The organism is Halobellus salinus, from assembly GCF_014646875.1.
Taxonomy (GTDB): domain Archaea; phylum Halobacteriota; class Halobacteria; order Halobacteriales; family Haloferacaceae; genus Haloquadratum; species Haloquadratum salinum.
The window spans coordinates 345,109-363,633 of record NZ_BMOC01000001.1 but is presented as its reverse complement, the minus strand read 5'-3'; the positions used below and the strand labels follow the sequence as shown (position 1 = coordinate 363,633).

Genomic DNA, 18,525 nt, shown 5'->3' with positions numbered 1-18,525 from the left:
GGTCAGAAATTTCGCTAAACCATCAGGACACCCTCCATTTACGGCTAAATCGTGGCGAATTACACCGAACGTTCCTCCGTTTATATACTCTACCGGCGACAAGCGGCGGGTGAGCCGACACCAATGAGCGCAACCACGAACCCCTCCGCCGAATCCACGAGCGACGAGCCGTCGAAAGAGGACCGCCTGAAGTCCTACCTGACCGAAAAGGCCCAGAACGGCGAGATGTATTTCAAATCCAAATTCATCGCCGAGGAAGTCGGGCTCTCGCCCAAGGAGATCGGTGCGTTGATGGTGAAGCTCCGCGACTCCGCCTCGGAGCTGACCGTCGAGAAGTGGTCGTACACGAGCGCGACCACGTGGCGGATCGAACCCGCACCGGAAGCCTGAGCAGCGTCGCCCCCCGCCCTGTCCTCGCGCCACCGTCCCCCGGCGTGCCACACCTCACACGCGGCCCATACTGATGGAGTCACACCTCGCACGCGGCCCCTGTCCGGTCGCGGAGTTTATCTGACTGAACCACGTACTGCGTTTCAATGGAATCGCCCGACTCGGCGTCGGATCCGCCGATCGACGCCCTTCGGTCGGTGTTCCACCTACGAGAGACCCGACGCGACGGCGACCGGGTGCTGTTCTACGGGGAGTCGCTCGTCCCCGAGCAGATGCTGATCCGTGAGGTGTGGACCGCGTTCCGCGAGGCGGGCTACGAGGTCCAGGCGTCGACCGCCGGCGCCGGCGGAACCGACGTGGTGGTCGCCCGCCCCGTCACCGATGGTATCGACGGGATCCCGTGGAAGAACATCGGGCTGTTCCTCGCGACCGTTGTCTCAACGCTTCTGGTCGGCGCGCTGACGTGGTACTACATCCCGCTGTCGGAGGTCCGCGCGAACCCGCTCACCGTCCTCCGAGCGTGGCCGTTCACCGCGGCCGTGCTCGGCGTGCTCGCGACCCACGAACTCGGCCACTACGCCCTGGGGCGGTATCACGGCGTTGATGTGTCGCTGCCGTACGTGATCCCCTTCGTCCCCCCGTTCGGGACGCTCGGCGCGATCATCCGGATGCGCGGCCAGATGCCAGACCGGAAAGTCCTGTTCGACATCGGCGTCGCGGGGCCGCTTGCGGGGCTCGCAGCGACGATTGCTGTCACCGCCGTCGGACTCTCGTTGCCCCCGGTCGCGGTCCCGGCGTGGGCGCTTGACGGGACCGGCCGGGCGCTCGTGTTCAACAACCCGCCGCTGTTGAACGCCATCGCGACGCTGCTCGGCGAGCCGACCGAGTACGCAGACCCCGCGCTCGCGATCAACCCGGTCATCATCGGCGGGTGGGTGGGGATGTTCTTCACCGTCTTGAACCTGCTTCCGGTGGGGCAACTCGACGGCGGTCACATCCTGCGTGCGATGCTCGGCGAGTCCCAAGAGCGGGTCGCGGCGCTGGTGCCCGCGGCTCTCCTCGGGATCGCAGTATACCTCTACTACGGGCCGGGCTACGCGCTCAACGAGTCGGTCGTGCTATGGGGGTTCTGGGGGGTGCTGTCGGCGTTCATCGCGTTCAAAGGCCCCGCAAACCCCATCGATGACTCCCCGCTCGACACCCCGCGGATCGCTGTCGGGATCGCCACCTTCGCGCTCGGTGCGCTCTGTTTCATGCTCGTCCCGGTGGAAGTGACCACGTTGTAGGCGCCGGCTGGCGCACCCTCACCCGTGAGTGTACCCCTCGTCGGCGAGCGGCTCGCCGTCGACCGTGATCCCGCCGTCGGTTGCTTCGCCGATCTCTGTGAGGGCACTGTTGAGTGAGTCGCGGGCCGCGGCGACGCCCCTCGTGGGGAGCGTACACACCAACTCGAAATCCTCGCCGACGGTCGCCGCCATCTCCCACCGATCGGAGTCGCTGTCGGCGTAGTCGTCGACCGCGTCGTGGACCGGAACCGCCGCCGGGTCGACCTCAAAGCCGACTTCTGACGCCTCGGCGAGTTGGTGGAGCGACCGGGCGAGACCGTCGGAGGAGTCCATCATGGCGGTCGCGTGCGGCGCGAGCGCCAGTCCGGCGTCGATCCGTGGCCGAAACTGAAAAAGGTCGTTGCCGCGGTCGACGTCGCCGGCGTCGAACGCCCGGAGCCCCGCAGCGGTCCGACCGAGCGCACCGGTCACACACACCGTTTCGCCGGGCGTTGCGCCGCGCCGCCGAACCGGCGCGTCGGTTTCACCCACCGCCGTCGTCGCCGCGGCGAACTCCGAGGCGGTGTCGAGGTCGCCGCCGACATACTCGGCGCCGACGCCCTCACACACGTCGACTGCACCCGCGACGAACGCATCGAGGTCGGCTTCCTCGAGCGTCGGCGCCGCGTACGCCGCGACCGCGGCGGTCGCGTCGGCGCCCATCGCCGCGATGTCCGACAGCGACGCGCCCACCGCCCGCCACCCCGCGGTGTATCGGGTCGTTCCCGCCGGGAAGTCGGTTGCCTCGTGGAGCATATCGGTGGTCACGACGAGTCCGTCGACCACGGCGGCGTCGTCGCCGGCGGCCGGCACGGCGGCGGCGAGCCGCCGGAGCGCCGAGCGTTCGTCCATACCCGCTGTCCGACGCGGGCGGACAAAAAGCCCCGCCTGCGTCCGGGTCGGGAACGTACCTAAGCCTGCGTCCGGGTCGGGAACGTACCTAAGCCTGCGTCCGGGTCGGGAACGTACCTAAGCCTGCGTCCGGGTCGGGAACGTACCTAATTCGGGTACGCGCCCGACGCAGGTGACACCCGGAGACACCCGTTTCGATGGGTTGATGCCCGGAACAGCCGACCGGGTAGTATGGTCCGGGCGAACCTCCGCGCCACGGCCGTGGGTTTCGCCGCAACGGCCGCGGTGTTCGCCGTCCTGTTCGCGGTTGCGGGGGTTGACGAACTCCTTGCGACGCTCCGAGCGGCCGACGCCGACGCGCTGCTCCTGGTTGTCGCCGCCACGGTGGTGTGGCTGCTCGCGTGGGCGGTCTCGCTGTACACCGTCCTCGGGGTGTTGGGCGTCGACGTCTCATACCGCTCGTCGGTCCTGCTGTTCTCGGGGGCGACGTTCGCGAACAACGTCACGCCGTTCGGCCAGGCCGGCGGCGAACCCATCACGGCGCTTTTGATCTCCCGGGTCACCGACGCGGAGTACGAACGGGGACTCGCCGCGATCGCGAGCGTGGACACACTGAACTTCGTGCCGTCGATCACGATCGCGCTCCTGGGTGCGGGCTACTTCGCGACGGAGGTCGCACTCGGTGCCAACCGAAACCTCCTCGTTGCCGTCGGTGGCGTGGTCGTCCTGGCCGTCCTTGTCCCCAGTCTGGTGTATCTCGGGTGGCGCCGGCGCTACGGGCTCGAGGCCGGGGTCGTTGCTGGTCTGACGCCGGTGATCCGCGCGCTCGCCCGGCGGCTCCCGCGCGTCCCCGTTCCGACGCCCGAGGGGATCGAAGACCGCATCGACGGCTTCTTTCGGGCGATCGAGCGGGTCGCCGCCAACCCGCGGCGGCTGGCGGTCGCGCTCGCGGCCTCTACCGCCGGGTGGCTGTCGCAGACGATCGCGCTCTCCGTGGCGTTCGAGGCCGTCGGAGCGAGCGTACCGGTGTCGATCGTTCTCGTGGTCGTCCCGATCGGCGCGATCGCGGGCGTGACGCCGCTGCCCGGCGGTGCGGGCGGGATCGAGACCGTTCTGGTGCTCCTGCTTCTGGCGGCGCCGCTGCCGCAGGTGACACAACCTACCGTGGTCGCGGCCGTGGTGTTGTTCCGCGGGGCGGTCTACTGGATCCCGGTTCTTGTCGGCGGCGCGGCGGTAGGGTGGATCGGCACCGGCTACGGATTCCGCGGCGAACCGGAGTGAGTCCGACCAGCGGGCGGGCAGGCCGATCTTCCGGTCGACTGAACGACCGCGTCACCCGCCGTAGCACCGATACGATGGCTTTAAACGACGCCGCCGGGAACCAAACGGTATGGTAAGCGTCTACGACGTTCCGGCCGACGCCCTCATTGAGGACGTCGCCGGCCGCCTCGCGGATCGCATCGAGGAACCGGAGTGGATCGAGTTCGCCAAGACCGGCCACAGCCGCGAACTCCCCCCCCAACAGGACGACTTCTGGTACGTCCGGTCGGCGTCGCTCCTCCGGAAGGTCGCAAAGAACGGCCCGATCGGTGTCGACCGCCTCGCCACGGAGTACGGCGGGCGCAAGCGTGGCTCCAACCGGTACCGCGTCGCCGGCAACAGCTCCGCAAACGGGAGCAAAAAGATCATCCGGACCGCGCTCCAGCAGCTCGAAGACGAAGGGCTCGTCCAGACCGCGAAGGGCCAGGGCCGCCGGATTACGCCCGACGGCCGCAGCTTTCTCGACAACGCCGCCGCCGACGTCCTCGACGACCTCGATCGCCCGGAGCTCGAACGGTACGCCTGAACTCGTCCCCGGCGAACCGGGGGCGCACGGCCGCCGCGAACGCCACGCCGACGTAACGGTTTTTACTGCTGCGACGAAATTCGAAGCCGATGAGTGGAACCCCCGACGACGACCGACTGGAGGAACTCCGAGAGCAGAAAAAACAGCAGCTTCGCGAGCAGGCCGGCGGCCAACAGGGCGGGGCCGACGCCCAGGCCCAGCAGGAGGCGGCCCGCGAACAGGCCGAGGCCAAACAGGAGGCGATGCTCAAGCAGTATCTCACCGACGACGCCCGCCAGCGGCTGAACGCCATCGAGATGTCGAAACCCGAGTTCGCCGAATCGGTGAAAAAACAGCTGACCGCCCTTGCCCAGAGCGGCCGGATCCAAGACCGGATTGACGACGAGCAGATGCAGGACCTGCTGCGGGAACTCAAGCCCGACTCGAAGAGCTTCGACATCCAGCGCCGGTAACGTGGACCTCGCGCTCCTCTACAGTGGCGGGAAGGACTCCACGCTCGCGGCGCTGTTTCTGGACTCCTTCTACGACGTCCGGCTCGTGACCGGTCGGTTCGGGATCACCGACGACTGGACCCACGCCGAGGCGGCCGCCGACCGACTGGAGTACGGCTTCGAGCCGATCGATCTGGACCGCTCGGTTGCCGAGGCAGCCGCCGACATAATGCTCGACGACGGCTACCCCCGAAACGGCATCCAGCACGTCCACGAGCACGCCTTAGAACGGGTTTCGGGGCTTGACGTCGACGCGGTGGCCGACGGTACGCGCCGCGACGACCGGGTGCCGACAGTCTCCCGGGCCCAAGCCCAGAGCCTGGAGGACCGCCACGGGGTCGACTACCTCTCGCCGCTTGCGGGGCTGGGCCGCCACGCGGTCGACCGGTTGGTGGCCGAGACCCTCCGGGTCGAGACCGGCCCCTCCGCGTCGGTCCCGAAAGCCGACTACGAGGCGGAACTCCGGGCGTTGCTCGCGGACGACCACGGGTCGGCGACCGTCGAGTCGGTGTTCCCGGATCACGACCAGTCGTACGTCCGTGGTGTGCGTGACGGCGAGCAGTAGACAGTGTTCGAATAGGCAGGTGACCCCGGGGTTACCTCGAAAGCCCCCGACTCCAGCGAGTCACTGGGGGCTTTCGAGGCATCTTGTGTCGAAGTGATCCTACGTGAACAGTACGGCGGTGGGAATCCGAACGGGTTTTGTTCGCCGGCGCCCACCCTGAAGCGTGTTCCCTCCAGGACCGGGCATCGCGTATGCCGTGGCGGCGGCGTTCGTCTGGGGCGGCTACATCTTCGCGCTCAAGCGCTACTTTTCGTCGTACCCGGGGACGGTCCTGACCGTCGGGATCAACGCCGCGGCGGTCGCGTGGTACCTGCCGATCACGGCGACCCGTGGGGGGCTCGACCGGCTCCCGTCGCCCGGGGCGGTCGGGGCCGTCGGCGTCGCTGTCACGCTCGGCACCGTCGTCGCCAGTGCGGCCGCGTTCCTGCTTTTTCTCCGCGCGCTCGACCTGGGGGAGGTCTCCTACGTCGCGCCAATCAGCAAGATCATCCCGGTGTTCGTGCTCCCGCTCGAGGTGCTCGTGCTCCACCAGCGGCTGACCTCGATCCAGGTCACCGGGGTCGTAGTCGCCACGCTCGCGGTGTACGTCGCGAACTACCGGCGCGGCCCGCTCTTCGCGCCGCTCCGGAAGGCGGCGACCGCGCGGTCGGCGCAGTTCGCGCTGGCGAGCGCGGCGTGTTTCGCCCTCGGCGACGTGGGGAAACGGCTGGTGCTCCAGGAGTACGAGATCCCGCTGACGGTGTGGGTGCCGTTTCTGCTCGGCGGGGTGCTCGTGGTCGTGCTCCCGCTCGCGATCCGGGAGTGGGTGCCGCTCCGGGGTTCGCTCCCGCGGTTTATTCTCGCTGGCGGCGGGGTCGCGGTCGCGGAACACGCCACGTCGTTGGCGTTCTCCCTGGTTCCGGCGTCGATCGCGTCGCCGATCATCAACACCCAGGCGGTGGTCGCGGTCGTGCTCGGTGGCATTCTGCTCCGCGAGGAGGCGTTCGGCATCCGGCTTGTGGCCGCGGGGCTGGCGGTGGTGGGGGTCGGGCTGATCGCGGCGTGAGCGGGAGTTGCAGCGCATCGCGACCCCCACCGCGGAAACTTAGTCGATCGCGCACTTCGCCCCCAACGATGCCCGAGTGGTCCCGCAGACGCCTCCTCGCCGCGGCCGGTGCGGTTGGCGCTGCCGGCGTGGTCGGTGCCGGGGGGTGGCACCTCGCCACCCGGTGTCGCCCCCTCGTGGAGCCCCAGTGGACGTACGTCGGTCGGCGCCGACTCGGCCCGACGGTCCCCAGCGGCAACGACCTCCTGCTCCCGGAGGGGTACGGCGTGACCGGCGACACCGACCACCGGCTCGCGGCGATCGAACCGTTCAGCGCACAGGTCCAGTGGAGTGTCGTCGCGGCGGGCGGCGGGTTCGGCGTGCCCGCCCGCGCCGGTGACACCGTCTACGTCGGCACCGGCCGCGACACGGTCCGCGCGCTCGACGCCGAAACGGGCGACCGACGGTGGATCTACGACCCCGGCGGTCGGGAGGAACACGGCGGCGGGGCGTGGGGGCAACCACTGGTGACCGACGGCCGGGTCTACGTCGGGGTCTCCCGCTCGACGGACCCGAACGCCGACCCGACGGACCCCACCGACTTCACCCACCGCGTGGTCGCGCTGGACCGCGACGACGGGTCGGAGGCGTGGGCGACGCCCATCTCGGGGCAGGTGTGGGCCGGCCCGGTGCTGGCTGCGGGCGTCGTCGTCGCCGCGGCGCGGGAGGGCACCCTCCACGGGTTCGACCCCGAAACCGGGGAGTCGGTGTGGGAGTTTTCCCTCCCCGACCGCGTCACCCAGCCGCTCGCGGTCGTCGACCGGGAGTTCGTCGTGGTCGTCGCCGACGACGGCACCGTCGCGTTCGTCGACGTGCCGGACGCGACGATCCGCCGGACCCAACGGGTCGTCAGCGACGCGACAAGCACCGCCCGCGCCGACGACACCCTCTACGTCGGCGGCGCGGACGGCCGGGTGGCGGCGGTGTCGACGGATATCGGCGGGGAGATCGACGCCGAGACCGGCACCCCCCGGTGGGAGTACGACGCCGGCGTCCCGGTCGACGCCGTCGCGGCCGGCGAGCCGGAGGTGTTCGCGATCGACCGGACCGGGCACCGCCACCGGATCGTCGACGGCGACCGCGACGCCCGGGTTCGGCTGGTGGAGACCCACCACACCGACGGCTGCGGGTGGGACACGGAGTTCCGGCGCGTCTTCGACGCGCGGGTTCACCGCGGCGGGCTCTACGTCGCGTCCCGATTTTGGACGCGGCTGTACCCGATCGAAGCCTAGCGGACGATCCGGTCGTCCCCGCGTTCCGATCGGCGTCTCTTCCACCCTGGCCCGACGGATCGGGCCGCCGACCCCCGCCCCGGCTTCAACAGTTTCAAGCGCGACACCGCCGAACCTCGGGGTATGTACGACCGACTCAAGGGGTTTCGCGACTTCTACCCCGAGGAGATGACCGCGCGGCGGGTGGTCATCGACACGCTCGAGGACGCCGCCGCCCGCTATGGCTTCCGCGAGATCGCCACGCCCGCGTTGGAGCGGACCGAAATGTACGCCGACAAGAGCGGCGACGGGATCGTTGAGGAGTTGTACGCCTTCAAGGACCAGGGCGGCCGCGAGGTGTCGCTGACGCCGGAGTTGACCCCCACGGTCGCCCGGATGGTGGTCGCAAAACAGCAGGCGCTGTCGAAACCGATCAAGTGGGTTTCCACCCGCCCGTTCTGGCGGTTCGAGCAGGTCCAACAGGGCCGGTTCCGGGAGTTCTACCAGACCAACATCGACAGCTTCGGCTCCGCGGAGCCGACGGCCGACGCGGAGATCTTGGCGGTCGCCGCCGCCGCGCTCACCGACCTCGGACTCACCGGCGAGGACTTCGAGTTCCGGGTCTCCCACCGCGACATCCTCGGGGGGCTGCTCCGGTCGTTCGACGCTGATGTGGATAGCCGCGACGCCATCCGCGCGGTCGACAAACGCGCGAAAATCGAGCGCGCGGAGTACCTGGGGCTGCTCTCTGACGCCGGGCTCTCGTACGACCAGGCCGAGTCGTTCGACGACTTGGTAACGACCGGCGACCTCGACGAGATCGCGGCGTTCGGCGGCGCGGAAGTCGAGAGCGCGGTCGCGAACCTCCGGGCGGTCCTGGACGCGGCCGCGGATTTCGGCGCCCGTGAGTACTGCACGGTGTCGCTTTCGACCGCCCGCGGGCTAGATTACTACACCGGTGTCGTCTTCGAGTGTTTCGACTCCACCGGCGACGTCTCCCGGTCGGTGTTCGGCGGCGGCCGGTACGACGACCTCATCGAGAGTTTCGGCGGCCAGCCAACCCCCGCGGTCGGGGTCGCGCTCGGGACCGCGCCGCTGTCGCTGCTCTGCCAGCGGGCCGGGGTCTGGCCCGACGAGGCGCTCGCGACCGACTACTACGTGTTAACCGTGGGCGACACCCGCGGGGTCGCGTCGCGGATCGCCCGCGACCTCCGCGCGGCGGGCAACGTCGTTGAGGTCGACGTCTCCGACCGGAGCTTCGGCGCGCAGATGGGGTACGCCGACGGGATCAACGCAGAGACCGTCGTGATCGTCGGCGAGCGCGACCTCGAGAACGGCGAGGTGACGGTCAAGGACATGGACTCCGGCGACCAGACCACGGTCCCGGTGGAGTCGTTCCCGGGCGACGCGGCGTCGCCGACGTACGACGACATAACGTAGGTGACGGCGTGCGCGCGTTCCGGATCGCCTACGACGGTCGGCCGTTCCACGGATACCAGCGCCAGCCGACGGTTCCGACCGTCGAGGGTGCGGTGTTCGACGCGCTCGAGACCCTCGGCGTGTTCGCCCGTTCGGACCGGGACCGCCCCGCGGGGTACGCGGCCGCCGGGCGCACCGACGCCGGCGTGTCGGCGACGGCCCAGACCGTCGCCGTTGAGTGTCCCGAGTGGTGTACCCCGCGGGCGCTGAACGGCGAACTCCCCGCCGACATCCGGGCGTGGGCGTCGGCGCCGGCGCCGGAGGGATTCCACGCCACCCACGACGCGACCCGCCGGGCGTACGTCTACCTCCTCTACGCACCCGACCTCGACGACGACCGCGCCGCCGACGCCGCGGCAATCCTCGACGGGGAGCACGACTTTCACAACCTCACGACCGACGACGCGGGCACGGCCCGGGATCTCTCGATCGACCTCGACCGCGACGGGGCGTTTCTCCGGATTCGGGCCGCGGCCGACGGGTTTCCCCGCCACCTCGTCCGCCGGCTCGCCTCGGTCGTCAGGGGCGTCGGCACCGGTACCCGGTCGCCGGCGTGGGTGCGTCGGCTGCTCGGATCCGAGCCAGTGGACGGGCCCGATGGGGTCCCGAAAGCACCGCCCGAACCGCTGGTTCTAACCGACGTTTCGTATCCGGATCTGTCGTTCGAGCGGGACCCGGAAGCGGCCGCGAGCGCGGCCGAAGTGTTCGGCGACCGCGGACGGGCGGCGCGGGTTCGGGCCCGCGTGGCCGCCCGGCTCGCGTCGGTCGACGGAGCGGATCCCAACACAGTGTGGTAGGAGCCCGCCGCGGGTAGCGATGCGACTGGACACCGCGAGAACGGTGACATACTGCTTCGTACTCCATCGACACTCGCCTGAGTTCGGTTCCGACGCGGGGTTCCGGGAGTTGTCCAGCGGTTTCGGGCCGGCGTGGTCGTGTATCCACGACAATATTTATGCCGGTTCGTTCACCAATCAGCAACTATGTCTACTGATGGGGACGGGTTGGACGAGGAAGATCTGAGCCTCCCGGACAATATTATCGGTATCGGAAACGCCGGCAAAACCACGGTGAAACATTACCTCTCAAAGGACTGGATTGTAGAAGAGGCTGTCGCGATCAAGGATCGTCAAACGCTCAACGACGACGACCAGGAGTTCAAAGCGTTCATGATCGACACTGCGAGGGACGAACAGCCGGCCGACGAGCGCAGTGTGAAGTCGATCAACGAGCGCATCAAGCGGATCGCCGAACGCTCCGGCCGGACCCCCTCAACGGTCAACACCGAACTCGAATACATCAATCCGCTTGACGACGCGCCGGACAACCTCATCTCCCGTGCGGGTCTGACGTCCGAAGTGACGGTCAACCAGATCGCAACCCAAGACCGCCTCCGCGCGTGGTGGCTGGAGAACGAGGACTCGATGTTGACCGACGGCTACGGTCAAGGGGTGCTTCGACGACGCGGGCTGAGCAAGGCGCTGTTCCACGCTAGCCGCGCCGGAAACGGGGACATGGAGGGGTTCGCTAGGCGGCTCTCGGGTGACACCGCCACGATCGTTGTGGGACTCGGGGGCGGAACCGGTTCGGGGATGTATCTCGATCTCGCGAAGCTGGTCGCGCCGAAGGTCGACGAACTCCACCTGATCGCGAGTATCCCCGGGCTCCAAGAGAAAGATCGACGGACCGCCAACACCTTCGCTGCGCTCTCGGAACTGGAGTATCTCGCGCTCACCGAGGAGGAGAACAACCCCTTCACCAACATCGTCCTCCTTCCGTTCGGTCCCGCCCGCAACCTCCAGAACCGCGATACCTTCCTCGACGCGATGGTCCAGACCGTCGTCGCCCGGGAGGCGACCACCAACGACTTCACGACCTTCCTCGACTCCGATAACTCCGAGCGGGTTCCCAAAGCGTACGCCCCGTTCACCGTCGCGATTCCACAGATCCTCCGGTACGACGTCGGTGACATCCGGGAGGCCAAGCGGGCGATCAACGAGTACCAGGAAGCAAAACGGACCGCACTCGACGCGGAACTCACGCTGTATGACGAACTCCACGACTTCTTTATCCACGAGTGGGGCGGAGAGATCGCCGACGCGCTCGACACGGCACAGGACGGGCTGACGGTCGAAAACGACCAGTTTGCGCTCAGCGGTGACGAGGCGAGTTCGCTCCGGAACCGACTCGACACCCTTCAATCGTGGATCGAGGATGAAGAGACGTTCGGCCACGTCGACAACGACGCGCTCAAAGACTGGCGCGACCAACTCGGCGGGTGGATCGAAGCGATCAGAGAGAACTACGCGGACCTCTCGGAAGGTGAACTCAAAAAACAGCTCGTGACTCGTCTCCCGGACCGAGTCGAAGCGCTGGAACCCGTCGACGACATCTACCCGAGCGAGCCGGACGACCAGGCGCTTGCGGCCGTGTTCCGCGACGAAATCCGCGCGCTCAAGCTTCGAGCGAACCTGCTCCGCGCGCTCAAACTCGTCGACGAAGAGGAGGTAAACGAGGCGTTGGCTGCGGCACTCTACCCCACTCGCCAGGGCTGGATCGGCGCACAGCGGATCGAGGATCGGATCAACGCGCTCAACGGCGAAGCCAACCAGCACGAGTCGAACCTCGAACTGCTCGCGGATCTCGACGCGGACCTCGTGGAGGCTCGTGATCACACCCTCGAATCGTGGCGTGAGGCAGTCACGGACGACCTCGAACTGCTGGTGGAAATACAATCCAGCGCCGACGAGATCGAGACCCAACTCGACGCGCTCCGAAACGAGCTCGGAGACGAGCTACGGAAGATATCCAAGGCCAACAGCCCCGACAACGTTTCGGGGGGACTGACGTTCAATTTCGACCGGCTCAACGCACAGCTCCGCGACGTCGGTCTCGATCCGATCGACGGACGGGAGTTGGTGGAGGCGGTCGAACAGACCCAACGTGCATACGAGGCGTGGTACGACATCAACAACACCGGGTTGGTCGGAAACATCCTCGGGAGTAAAGAGGACAGACAAGAGGAGTACATCGGCTACTTACAGGAGGTGCGCGACAGCCCCATCGACATCTCACCAAAAGCCGAACGGGGGGATTTCACCGACGACTTCGATTGCAGGCTCGCCGTCGACGAGTTGTTCGAAGACCTCACACAGGAACTCACGGAGCGCCGCAACACGCACCGCAAACGCATTATCCGTGAGTTCAAATCCGCGGTTTCGGACTTCGAGGCCACCGAGGTCGTCGAAGACTACCGAGCCCAGTGGCAAAGCACCGACTTCAGTCTCGAGTGGCCGGGCGACACCGACGACCCGGTGTCATCGATGCGTGAGCGGCTCGACGACCTCGATGCCGACTCCGCGCAGGCGGTGTTCGACGAGTTCCTCGCGGACGGCAACGGGTTCGACGACCCCGGACTGGTCTACCTCGCCGTCCATAACGCGTACCTCGGCCCTGTTGAATCGAAGCGGTCCGACCTAAACGCCCGGATCGAGGACGTGGAGTCCCGAACCGAGGTCTACGACTCCCTCCGCCGGATCGTGATGGACTACGATTACGACCACGGCTACGACGACGACGACGAGGAGTTCGGTCCTGACACCCCTGAGATCGACCACCCGACGAACGTCGGCGGGAGCTCCGAGAGCCCGTACGTCAGCAAGATCCAATCCGAGGACCAGGTCGGCCTGCTCCAGTACAACGACATCGCGGAGTCGGGCGTTTGGAGCCAGGAGAACACCACTGAGATGCGAAAGATCCAGTCGTATTTCAAAGATTTCGCGGAAAACGCGGCCAAAAACGACGAACTCGGCTGTCTCCGGGAGCGCGAAATCCAGATAGACACCAAGGCCAGCGACGAGTACACCGACTCCGACAGCACGATCTACGACGGCCACTACATCGGGAACGTCTTTATGAGCCGGGCGTTCGACGACGACGAAAACCCCGGACACCCCGTATTCAACACCGCCCGCAAACAGTTCGACGAGTCCGAACTCTACTTCCTGGAGGACGCCAACGGGTACAGCCACGAATCAGTCGGGTACGGCGCCCCGTGGGACCTCTCGATGGTTACGTTCATCGGCGGGGTGTTCCTCGACAACATCCGCCAGCTCAACCAGCCGACTCGTGGCTACAAGACGTCCTACGAGTCCCAGCGTGATGACCTCCGGGAAGCCGTTCGGATCCGGCACGTCCACGGGACCGACGGCAGGGATTCCACGATCGGTGGCTCCGACGAGGGCGGCTACGTCTACCGGGACCAGTTGCTGGATGTCACAGAGCCCGCGGACATCTACGCGCTTCTCAACTCCGACGAGGGAGAGGTAATAGAGATGCTCCAGCAGGACTACATCGGCCGGACGACCTTCCCGAGTTCGATCGACCTCGACACTGACACATGAGCCGGTCGGGGTCGCGTCGCGCGGAGGCGCTCCGTCTGATCGTGGCGCTCGTCGCCATCCTCGCGGCCACAGCCGCTGCCTCGCGGATGCTCGTCGCCGCGTGGGACGACCACGGCCTGGTATACCACCTCGTCCACGGGTTCGGCCGCACGATGGGGTGGGGGATCAACGGCACGGTGGTCTTCGTGGCGCTGTTCGGCGCGGTCCTCGTGGTCGCGTTCGCGCTCGACGAGGACAAACACGTCCAAGGGATCCTGCTTCTGGCGGCAATCGGGTTGGTGTTCGTGCCCACGCTCGTCGTGTTGGGTCGGTGGCGGATCGATTTCCTGGCGTATCCCACGGCGATCGCGACAGGCGTCGTCGTCGGTGGCGTCGTGGCCACGGTCGGCGGGACCGCCCCACCGTTCAGCAACGGCCGGGTGTCGTTCCCGACCGCCGCGCGTGGCCTCTACGCTGCCGTCGCTGGGACCGCGGTCGTGGGGTTCCTCGAGCGGTACCTCGCTTACGGGAGCCCGATTGTCGTCGTGCAGAACACCCCCACGGTCGACCAGGTCGCGGGTGGCCCCCTGACACCGGTTGTGGATCTCCTCGCGGTGTCGGCGCTCGTCTACCTGATGGGGTATTTCACGAGGTATTCCGACGTGACGGACGTCGTCATCTCCTCGCCCGATGACGGGACAGTGTCGAGCTTTCTCGGCGGGTTGTACGACGCTGCCGACCGGCGGTACGGCGCGACCACGCTTGAGGGCGGTGATGTGCTGAACGACGCGCGGGCCCTGCAGCACTCCCAGCCCTCCGTCACCGGCCGGGTGGCGTTCCAGTACCAGCCGGGCAGTGGCGTCTTCGTCCGCCGGCGGAAGGTGGCGTACGACAACATCCGTCCGGTGACCGACGAGGACGCCGCGGCGATCGAGACGGTCGCCGAGGAGCGGTCGTCGCTCGGATCACGCGCGTGGTACGGGTTCCGTCGGCACCTCCTGCTCGCGGCCCCGGCGTCGGTCCGGTCGGTGCTCCGGCGCTCGGGCGGCGCCCACCTCGACCGGTTAGTGGGCGCGGACGTGATGCTGCTTTTGGCCCCGCTTGATGAGATCATCGACCAGTACCTGGTGGAGGAGGGCGGCGAGTTCGACGAGTCGTGGGTGAACACCCCTGCGTACCTGTGGGAACCCGAAGACGGAGTCGGGGACGCAGGCAGATACCACCGGATCGGGGAGGCCTGCGGCGCCGCCTCGATGCCCGATGTCTACGTGGTCGCGACCGACGCCGACATCGCGCTCGACATCCACGGCGACGATGACTTCGACGACGACGAGTTCCTCAACTTCCTCCGGACCGACATCCTCCGACTCGGGACCGCCTACCTCGGGAGGGTGCTCCCGGTGTCCAGGACCGAGTCACGTGGGTACGACGACGTGTTACGTCGACTGTGACCACCGGGTAGTGGGATGGGTTTTAGTACATTCACGGGTGAGAACACTGATATGATGTCGTTTCCGACGCTCGCCCCGTCGAACAGGAGACAGCGGCGGCTCCTGTTTCTCGCCTCCATCGGGCTGTTGCTCGTCGCAAGCGTGTCCGTGATCGAACTCCTCGCGACCGCGTGGGGACACCGTCCGTGGAGCGTCGCTAGGCACGGCCTCAGAGGCGGGATGAACGCGGCCGGGGTCGCGCCGACGTTTTTCTACTACATCCCGCTCGGGGTGTTTGTAGGGCTCGTGGTGGGGCTTCTGCTCGACTCGTTCAAATACGTCCAAGGAGCGGTCCTCACGGTCGCGACCCTGCTTGCGGTGCCGGTGGTGTTCATCCCGCGGGGCGTCTTTGTCGAACCCCTGGCGACGAGTTTCGGTCCCAACACCGTACTGACGGCGCTTCTCGCGGCCGTCGTGACCCTCCGGATCGGCGGCGTCACGTTCGACGGCATCGACGCCGACCAGCGGGAGTTCCCCCGGATCCCGGCGCTCATCTTCTGGCTCACCGCCGCTCTCGCGGTCTTCGGCCTCTTCGAGGCCCACGTGGTCTACCGGAGCCCGGTCGTGGCCGTCGCCGACGGGTTCGGCACGCAGACGTTCGCCTTCGAGGGCGTGGTGGGTACCGACGCCGCGGCACACCTCGTCGGCGTGATCGTGCTCCTGCCCGCGCTCCGGTACTTCACGACCTACGAGCGGGGGCTGAACGCCATCATGCTCGGCCCGAAGCGGAGCGGCAAGAGCGCGGTGTTCGGCGGGATCCACCTCTACATCCGCGACAACGTCGATGAGGGCGGCGCGGCGGCCACCCGAGTCAGTAGACTGCGCCAGAGCATCGAGAGCACGCAGTTTCCCGACCCGACACCTGCGACCCTCCAGCCGGGGGGTGACGGGTCCGGGGAGAGCCAGCCGATGCTGCTCGAGCTCCCGTACTCGTGGGGGCGGTTCGTCCCGACTCGCGTCCGGTTCAGCGTGGTCGACTACCCCGGCGAGGCCCTAGAGGACATCCTCGCGGAGGTGATGGAGAAGGCGACCCAACAGACCCAGGGCGGCGACGCGGAGATCGCCACTGACGGGGGCGAACGCGAGAGCTCGGACTTCGACATCCCCTTTTCGGAAGGCGACGACGGCGACGACGACAGCGACTCGGCGGTCCAGTGGGGCGCGACCGACGACGGCGACGACGGCGACGGCCGCGACGGCAGTCCCGGTTCGTCGTCGGGAGTGAGCTCTCAGACCGGCTCCGACTCGGGAGGCGCGTCCGGGGGCACGACCAGTGCCGGAGCGGCGGGATCGACGTACGACGACTCCGGGTCGGACAGCCCCTTCGGAGACAGCTCCGGCGGACTCGCGAACGCCTCCGAGGCGAGCCTCTTCGGCGACGGGGATGTCACCGACGACGGACCCGACATCGACCCGAAGTCGTCGTGGGAGGCGGCGACACAGTCGATCCGGGAGGCCGAGACCCTCTCGGACATGATCCCCGGGATTCGGGGGTGCGTGCACAACGCCGACCGGATCGTGCTGACGCTCCCGCTCGACGATTTCGTCGCGCCGGTGATCGAGCGGGGCAACGTCCCCGCGTACCTCCGGGACCGTGTCGTCACCCCCGAAGAGTACGACGACTACCGCCGGAGCGACATCCGGACAATCGAGTACGACGGTCTGAACTACGGCGTCAAAGGCCCCACTCGCGACGCGGTCGCCGACTACCTCGGGTGGTACGAGGCGATCCAGGCGATCTACCCCGAGAAGGAAGTCGTGATCGTGGGCACGATGGCTGACTGGATGCTCGACGATTTCAAGTCGCACCGCGAGTCGAGTGCGGCTCCCCAGGCAGACGGCTACCGGGCGTTCTGTGACTACGTCCGCGACGAGATCGTCCGGGAACAGAACCCCGAGATCACCCAGATCTTCGGCGGGGCAACCGACCCCGACCCGCTGTACCTGTTGTGGTACGACATCAAAAACGAGGACCCGGCGGGCACCGACGAGTTACGGATCAACGTTCGCGGCCCCTCTTCGGTTCTCAAAGGCGCCCGCCAGTTCATGCAGCGGATCAACCAGTGACCACGGTATGAGTCGATTCCGCCTCTACGGCAGCGGTGGCCGCCCGATCTACGACTCCGACGGCGAGGCCGACGACCGCCGGCTCGAACGGATCAAACGCGAGTTTAACGCGGGTGTTGCGGCGTTCTACGACCCGGGCGCGGGACTGGTCCGTATCCAGGTCAACATCCACCGCCGGAGCCCCGAGCAGTTCGTGGCGACCTACCAGTCCGGCACCGATGAGGCCCTCCTCTCACCCCTGTTCGACCGCCTCCGGGCGCTTTCGGCGCGCCGGGAGTGGACGATCCAGCGCGCCTCCGGCGGGACACAGGCGCTTTACGACGCCCTCGACGACGGGTCGGCGTTCGACCCGGACTCGCTCACGGCGGTCGAGCGTGGCCTCGCCGAGCAGTCGGTCGGGCCGGCGGATATCCAGGACGCGGTCGACGACCTGGGTGCGGTGGACCTGGCGGTCCCCGACTACGACACCGCCGCGGCGACGCTTGCACACGTCACCGAGACGTTCGAGGGGTACGCCGTCGCGGTCTCAGAATCGACGGCTGTCGAGACTATCGCGGGCGCCGATGTCATCGTTCGACCGACGGGAAATGTCGACCGCGTGACGCCCGGCCCGGAGTTCTCGGCGTGGCTCGACCGTCGGCGAGCGGCGGCCGCGACCGCTGCCATCGATGATGCCGTCGAGTCGGCGGCCGCGGGGTTCGAATCGGCGTCGGTCCCCGTTGCGACCGGCGTCGCGGCCGCGGTCGATCGGGCCGATATCACCGCCGAGTTGGGCGTCCGCGCGGTCCCGTCGTCGCCGCCCGCGGTCACCCGGCGGGAACTCCGTCGGACGCTCTCCTACGGCCTCCCGAGCGGCGTCGCTGTCGGGGCTGCTGTCGGGGTGGCGTGGTCGGGGGGTGTCGGATCGGTTTCGCGGTGGCTTCTCGCTGTCGGCAGCCTTCTGGTGGCGGCGGTCTGGGCCGGCGCGCTCCTCGCCGTCGTGGCGGGCGACGGCCCCGACCGGTCGTCGGACCCGCCGGCGGTCGACGCCGACCCCGCAGCCGTCGGTGACGCCGTCTCGCGGGTCGCGGCTGTGATCGGCCCCGACGCCGCCCGCGAGGCGCTCGCGTCCGCACTGGAGCCGTACGGCGTCACCATCGAACCCGCGGGTGACCGGGACCGGCAGCGCCGGCGGGCGATCGGTGCCGGGGTCGTGGCGTCGGCCGGCGCCGGTGCGCTCGCGCTCGTGGTTGTTGCGATCCTCCTCCCGTCCGGGTTGGTGTGACCCGCCGCGATCAAGCGATCCCGCTCCGGGCAGGTGTTTTTTGTCACTCCGGATTCCAGGTCCGGGTATGATATCCGAT

The 18,525-nt window shown here is 67.9% G+C and carries 15 protein-coding genes; 14 read left to right on the top strand and 1 reads right to left on the bottom strand.

Going from position 1 to position 18,525, the window contains the following annotated elements:
* Positions 1 to 123 precede the first annotated feature (123 nt).
* The gene (locus IEX72_RS01795) at positions 124 to 390 is read left to right on the top strand and encodes a DUF7123 family protein (RefSeq protein WP_188785663.1); all 267 of its coding nucleotides are present in this window, start codon (positions 124 to 126) and stop codon (positions 388 to 390) included.
* 146 nt (positions 391 to 536) lie between these two features.
* Positions 537 to 1,676, top strand: a complete 1,140-nt coding sequence (locus IEX72_RS01790) for a site-2 protease family protein (RefSeq protein WP_188785662.1) — start codon at positions 537 to 539, stop codon at positions 1,674 to 1,676.
* Between the two features lie 18 nt (positions 1,677 to 1,694).
* On the opposite strand, the gene thiL is transcribed toward IEX72_RS01790, so the two are convergent.
* The gene (gene thiL, locus IEX72_RS01785) at positions 1,695 to 2,567 is read right to left on the bottom strand and encodes a thiamine-phosphate kinase (RefSeq protein WP_188785661.1); all 873 of its coding nucleotides are present in this window, start codon (positions 2,565 to 2,567) and stop codon (positions 1,695 to 1,697) included.
* Between the two features lie 231 nt (positions 2,568 to 2,798).
* Between thiL and IEX72_RS01780 the strand changes: the two genes are divergently transcribed.
* From IEX72_RS01780 to IEX72_RS01725, 12 genes are all read left to right on the top strand, one after another.
* A complete protein-coding gene (locus tag IEX72_RS01780) occupies positions 2,799 to 3,848 on the top strand; it encodes a lysylphosphatidylglycerol synthase transmembrane domain-containing protein (RefSeq protein ID WP_188785660.1) in 1,050 nt (349 codons plus the stop codon).
* Between the two features lie 109 nt (positions 3,849 to 3,957).
* On the top strand, positions 3,958 to 4,413 hold the full coding sequence (locus IEX72_RS01775; RefSeq protein WP_188785659.1) for a 30S ribosomal protein S19e: 456 nt from the start codon (positions 3,958 to 3,960) through the stop codon (positions 4,411 to 4,413).
* Positions 4,414 to 4,502: 89 nt separating this feature from the next.
* Positions 4,503 to 4,865 (top strand): DNA-binding protein, encoded by a 363-nt coding sequence (locus IEX72_RS01770; RefSeq protein ID WP_188785658.1) that lies wholly within the window; start codon positions 4,503 to 4,505, stop codon positions 4,863 to 4,865.
* Position 4,866: 1 nt separating this feature from the next.
* The gene (locus IEX72_RS01765; protein ID WP_188785657.1) at positions 4,867 to 5,469 is read left to right on the top strand and encodes a DUF7411 family protein; all 603 of its coding nucleotides are present in this window, start codon (positions 4,867 to 4,869) and stop codon (positions 5,467 to 5,469) included.
* A 163-nt stretch (positions 5,470 to 5,632) separates the two neighbouring features.
* Complete coding sequence (locus tag IEX72_RS01760) at positions 5,633 to 6,514, top strand: DMT family transporter (protein WP_188785656.1); 882 nt, start codon at positions 5,633 to 5,635, stop codon at positions 6,512 to 6,514.
* A 68-nt stretch (positions 6,515 to 6,582) separates the two neighbouring features.
* Positions 6,583 to 7,785: an outer membrane protein assembly factor BamB family protein gene (locus IEX72_RS01755; protein ID WP_188785655.1), complete on the top strand. Its 1,203-nt coding sequence runs from the start codon at positions 6,583 to 6,585 to the stop codon at positions 7,783 to 7,785.
* Between the two features lie 123 nt (positions 7,786 to 7,908).
* Positions 7,909 to 9,204 carry a histidine--tRNA ligase gene (gene hisS / locus IEX72_RS01750; protein ID WP_188785654.1) on the top strand — a complete coding sequence of 432 codons (1,296 nt, stop codon included), beginning with the start codon at positions 7,909 to 7,911 and terminating at the stop codon, positions 9,202 to 9,204.
* A gap of 8 nt (positions 9,205 to 9,212) precedes the next feature.
* The gene (gene truA, locus IEX72_RS01745; protein WP_188785653.1) at positions 9,213 to 10,040 is read left to right on the top strand and encodes a tRNA pseudouridine(38-40) synthase TruA; all 828 of its coding nucleotides are present in this window, start codon (positions 9,213 to 9,215) and stop codon (positions 10,038 to 10,040) included.
* A gap of 186 nt (positions 10,041 to 10,226) precedes the next feature.
* On the top strand, positions 10,227 to 13,646 hold the full coding sequence (locus IEX72_RS01740; protein ID WP_188785652.1) for a tubulin-like doman-containing protein: 3,420 nt from the start codon (positions 10,227 to 10,229) through the stop codon (positions 13,644 to 13,646).
* Positions 13,643 to 15,076 (top strand): hypothetical protein, encoded by a 1,434-nt coding sequence (locus IEX72_RS01735; RefSeq protein ID WP_188785651.1) that lies wholly within the window; start codon positions 13,643 to 13,645, stop codon positions 15,074 to 15,076. Before IEX72_RS01740 ends, IEX72_RS01735 begins: the two co-directional genes overlap by 4 nt.
* A 51-nt stretch (positions 15,077 to 15,127) precedes the next feature.
* On the top strand, positions 15,128 to 17,182 hold the full coding sequence (locus IEX72_RS01730; RefSeq protein WP_188785650.1) for a DUF456 domain-containing protein: 2,055 nt from the start codon (positions 15,128 to 15,130) through the stop codon (positions 17,180 to 17,182).
* A 7-nt stretch (positions 17,183 to 17,189) separates the two neighbouring features.
* Positions 17,190 to 18,446 (top strand): hypothetical protein, encoded by a 1,257-nt coding sequence (locus IEX72_RS01725; RefSeq protein WP_188785649.1) that lies wholly within the window; start codon positions 17,190 to 17,192, stop codon positions 18,444 to 18,446.
* Positions 18,447 to 18,525 lie beyond the last annotated feature (79 nt).

Coding starts and splice junctions, on each gene's coding strand:
- IEX72_RS01725 (WP_188785649.1), top strand. CDS start 17,190: ATGAGTCGATTCCGCCTCTACGGCAGCGGTGGCCGCCCGATCTACGAC.
- IEX72_RS01730 (WP_188785650.1), top strand. CDS start 15,128: ATGATGTCGTTTCCGACGCTCGCCCCGTCGAACAGGAGACAGCGGCGG.
- IEX72_RS01795 (WP_188785663.1), top strand. CDS start 124: ATGAGCGCAACCACGAACCCCTCCGCCGAATCCACGAGCGACGAGCCG.
- hisS (WP_188785654.1), top strand. CDS start 7,909: ATGTACGACCGACTCAAGGGGTTTCGCGACTTCTACCCCGAGGAGATG.
- IEX72_RS01775 (WP_188785659.1), top strand. CDS start 3,958: ATGGTAAGCGTCTACGACGTTCCGGCCGACGCCCTCATTGAGGACGTC.
- thiL (WP_188785661.1), bottom strand. CDS start 2,567: ATGGACGAACGCTCGGCGCTCCGGCGGCTCGCCGCCGCCGTGCCGGCC.
- IEX72_RS01780 (WP_188785660.1), top strand. CDS start 2,799: ATGGTCCGGGCGAACCTCCGCGCCACGGCCGTGGGTTTCGCCGCAACG.
- IEX72_RS01735 (WP_188785651.1), top strand. CDS start 13,643: ATGAGCCGGTCGGGGTCGCGTCGCGCGGAGGCGCTCCGTCTGATCGTG.
- IEX72_RS01740 (WP_188785652.1), top strand. CDS start 10,227: ATGTCTACTGATGGGGACGGGTTGGACGAGGAAGATCTGAGCCTCCCG.
- IEX72_RS01790 (WP_188785662.1), top strand. CDS start 537: ATGGAATCGCCCGACTCGGCGTCGGATCCGCCGATCGACGCCCTTCGG.
- IEX72_RS01770 (WP_188785658.1), top strand. CDS start 4,503: ATGAGTGGAACCCCCGACGACGACCGACTGGAGGAACTCCGAGAGCAG.
- IEX72_RS01755 (WP_188785655.1), top strand. CDS start 6,583: ATGCCCGAGTGGTCCCGCAGACGCCTCCTCGCCGCGGCCGGTGCGGTT.